This window comes from Arthrobacter sp. NPDC057388 (assembly GCF_042668165.1).
Taxonomy (GTDB): Bacteria; Actinomycetota; Actinomycetes; order Actinomycetales; family Micrococcaceae; genus Arthrobacter.
Genome location: NZ_JBHVBL010000097.1, coordinates 1 through 3,152, shown reverse-complemented (window position 1 = coordinate 3,152; position 3,152 = coordinate 1). Strand labels below are relative to the sequence as shown.

The 3,152-nt window shown below is 53.1% G+C and carries 2 tRNA genes and 2 rRNA genes; all 4 read right to left on the bottom strand.

The annotated features are described in order from the left end of the window. Positions 1 to 27: 27 nt before the first annotated feature. Positions 28 to 100 (bottom strand) — tRNA-Thr (locus ACFUTU_RS21300). Positions 101 to 102: 2 nt separating this feature from the next. After that, a tRNA-Asn gene (locus ACFUTU_RS21295) sits at positions 103 to 177 on the bottom strand. Positions 178 to 222: 45 nt separating this feature from the next. Beyond that, a 5S ribosomal RNA gene (gene rrf / locus ACFUTU_RS21290) occupies positions 223 to 338 on the bottom strand. Between the two features lie 55 nt (positions 339 to 393). Continuing rightward, positions 394 to 3,152 (bottom strand): 23S ribosomal RNA (locus ACFUTU_RS21285); the annotation flags it as partial.

Below are 3,152 nucleotides of genomic sequence, written 5' to 3'. Positions count from 1 at the left end.
CAGCATAAGATCAACGTATTTTAGATAAGCTTCCAAGCGGGCTCGAACCGCTGACCTCTTCCTTACCATGGAAGTGCTCTACCTGCTGAGCTATGGAAGCAATGGCTCCGCAGGTAGGATTCGAACCTACGACCGATCGGTTAACAGCCGATAGCTCTACCACTGAGCTACTGCGGAATAATATAAAGCTTCATAAACAAACATGGTAGAATTAATAAATCTGCTTGGCGGCGTCCTACTCTCACAGGGGGAAACCCCCGACTACCATCGGCGCTGAAGAGCTTAACTTCCGTGTTCGGTATGGGAACGGGTGTGACCTCTTCGCTATCGCCACCAAACAAATTGAGAGTGTTCTCTCAAAACTAGATAACAGATGTGACATCATTCAAAAATATGGTTAAGTCCTCGATCGATTAGTATCTGTCAGCTCCATGTGTCGCCACACTTCCACCTCAGACCTATCAACCTGATCATCTTTCAGGGATCTTACTTCCTTGCGGAATGGGAAATCTCATCTTGAGGGGGGCTTCATGCTTAGATGCTTTCAGCACTTATCCCGTCCGCACATAGCTACCCAGCGATGCCCTTGGCAGAACAACTGGTACACCAGCGGTGCGTCCATCCCGGTCCTCTCGTACTAAGGACAGCTCCTCTCAAATTTCCTGCGCCCGCGACGGATAGGGACCGAACTGTCTCACGACGTTCTGAACCCAGCTCGCGTACCGCTTTAATGGGCGAACAGCCCAACCCTTGGGACCGACTACAGCCCCAGGATGCGATGAGCCGACATCGAGGTGCCAAACCTCCCCGTCGATGTGGACTCTTGGGGGAGATAAGCCTGTTATCCCCGGGGTAGCTTTTATCCGTTGAGCGATGGCCCTTCCATGCGGAACCACCGGATCACTAAGCCCGACTTTCGTCCCTGCTCGACTTGTAGGTCTCGCAGTCAAGCTCCCTTGTGCCTTTACACTCTGCGAATGATTTCCAACCATTCTGAGGGAACCTTTGGGCGCCTCCGTTACCTTTTAGGAGGCGACCGCCCCAGTCAAACTGCCCACCTGACACTGTCTCCCCGCCCGATAAGGGCGGCGGGTTAGAAGGTCAATACAGCCAGGGTAGTATCCCACCGATGCCTCCACCGAAGCTGGCGCTCCGGTTTCCAAGGCTCCTACCTATCCTGTACAAGCTGTACCAACATTCAATATCAGGCTGCAGTAAAGCTCCACGGGGTCTTTCCGTCCTGTCGCGGGTAACCTGCATCTTCACAGGTACTATAATTTCACCGAGTCTCTCGTTGAGACAGTGCCCAGATCGTTGCGCCTTTCGTGCGGGTCGGAACTTACCCGACAAGGAATTTCGCTACCTTAGGACCGTTATAGTTACGGCCGCCGTTTACTGGGGCTTCAATTCGCACCTTCGCTTACGCTAAGCGCTCCTCTTAACCTTCCAGCACCGGGCAGGCGTCAGCCCCTATACTTCGCCTTACGGCTTCGCAGAGACCTGTGTTTTTGCTAAACAGTCGCCTGGGCCTATTCACTGCGGCTCTCTCGGGCTTGCACCCTAACAGAGCACCCCTTCTCCCGAAGTTACGGGGTCATTTTGCCGAGTTCCTTAACGAGAGTTCTCTCGATCACCTTAGGATTCTCTCCTCGCCTACCTGTGTCGGTTTGCGGTACGGGCACCTCTCACCTCGCTAGAGGCTTTTCTTGGCAGTGTGGAATCAGGAACTTCGCTACTATATTTCGCTCGCCATCACAGCTCAGCCTTATGGGAAACGGATTTGCCTATTTCCCAGCCTAACTGCTTGGACGCGGATATCCAATACCGCGCTTACCCTATCCTCCTGCGTCCCCCCATTGCTCAAATGGTGAGGAGGTGGTACAGGAATATCAACCTGTTGTCCATCGCCTACGCCTTTCGGCCTCGGCTTAGGTCCCGACTAACCCTGAGCGGACGAGCCTTCCTCAGGAAACCTTAGGCATTCGGTGGAGGGGATTCTCACCCCTCTTTCGCTACTCATACCGGCATTCTCACTTCTAAGCGCTCCACCAGTCCTTCCGGTCTGGCTTCACAGCCCTTAGAACGCTCTCCTACCACTGTTCGAAGAACAGTCCGCAGCTTCGGTGATACGTTTAGCCCCGGTACATTTTCGGCGCAGAGTCACTCGACCAGTGAGCTATTACGCACTCTTTAAATGGTGGCTGCTTCTAAGCCAACATCCTGGTTGTCTAAGCAACTCCACATCCTTTTCCACTTAACGTATACTTTGGGACCTTAGCTGGCGGTCTGGGCTGTTTCCCTTTCGACTACGGATCTTATCACTCGCAGTCTGACTCCCAAGGATAAGTCATTGGCATTCGGAGTTTGACTGAATTCGGTAACCCGGTAGGGGCCCCTAGTCCAATCAGTGCTCTACCTCCAAGACTCTTACCTTGAGGCTAGCCCTAAAGCTATTTCGGAGAGAACCAGCTATCTCCAGGTTCGATTGGCATTTCACCCCTACCCACACCTCATCCCCGCACTTTTCAACGTGCGTGGGTTCGGGCCTCCATTCAGTGTTACCTGAACTTCACCCTGGACATGGGTAGATCACCTGGTTTCGGGTCTACGACCACGTACTCATGCGCCCTATTCAGACTCGCTTTCGCTGCGGCTCCGCATCTTCTGCTTAACCTTGCACGGGATCGTAACTCGCCGGTTCATTCTACAAAAGGCACGCCATCACCCGTTAACGGGCTCTGACTACTTGTAGGCACACGGTTTCAGGATCTCTTTCACTCCCCTTCCGGGGTGCTTTTCACCTTTCCCTCACGGTACTGGTTCACTATCGGTCACTAGGGAGTATTTAGCCTTGGGAGATGGTCCTCCCGGATTCCGACGGAATTTCACGTGTTCCGCCGTACTCAGGATCCACTCAGGAGAGAACGAAGTTTTGACTACAGGGCTGTTACCTCCTATGGCGGGCCTTTCCAGACCTCTTCATCTACCTCGTTCCTTTGTAACTCCGTACAGAGTGTACTACAACCCCAATAGGCAAGCCTCTTTGTTTGGGCTAATCCCGTTTCGCTCGCCGCTACTCAGGGAATCGCATTTGCTTTCTCTTCCTCCGGGTACTTAGATGTTTCAGTTCCCCGGGTCTGCCTTCTCATATC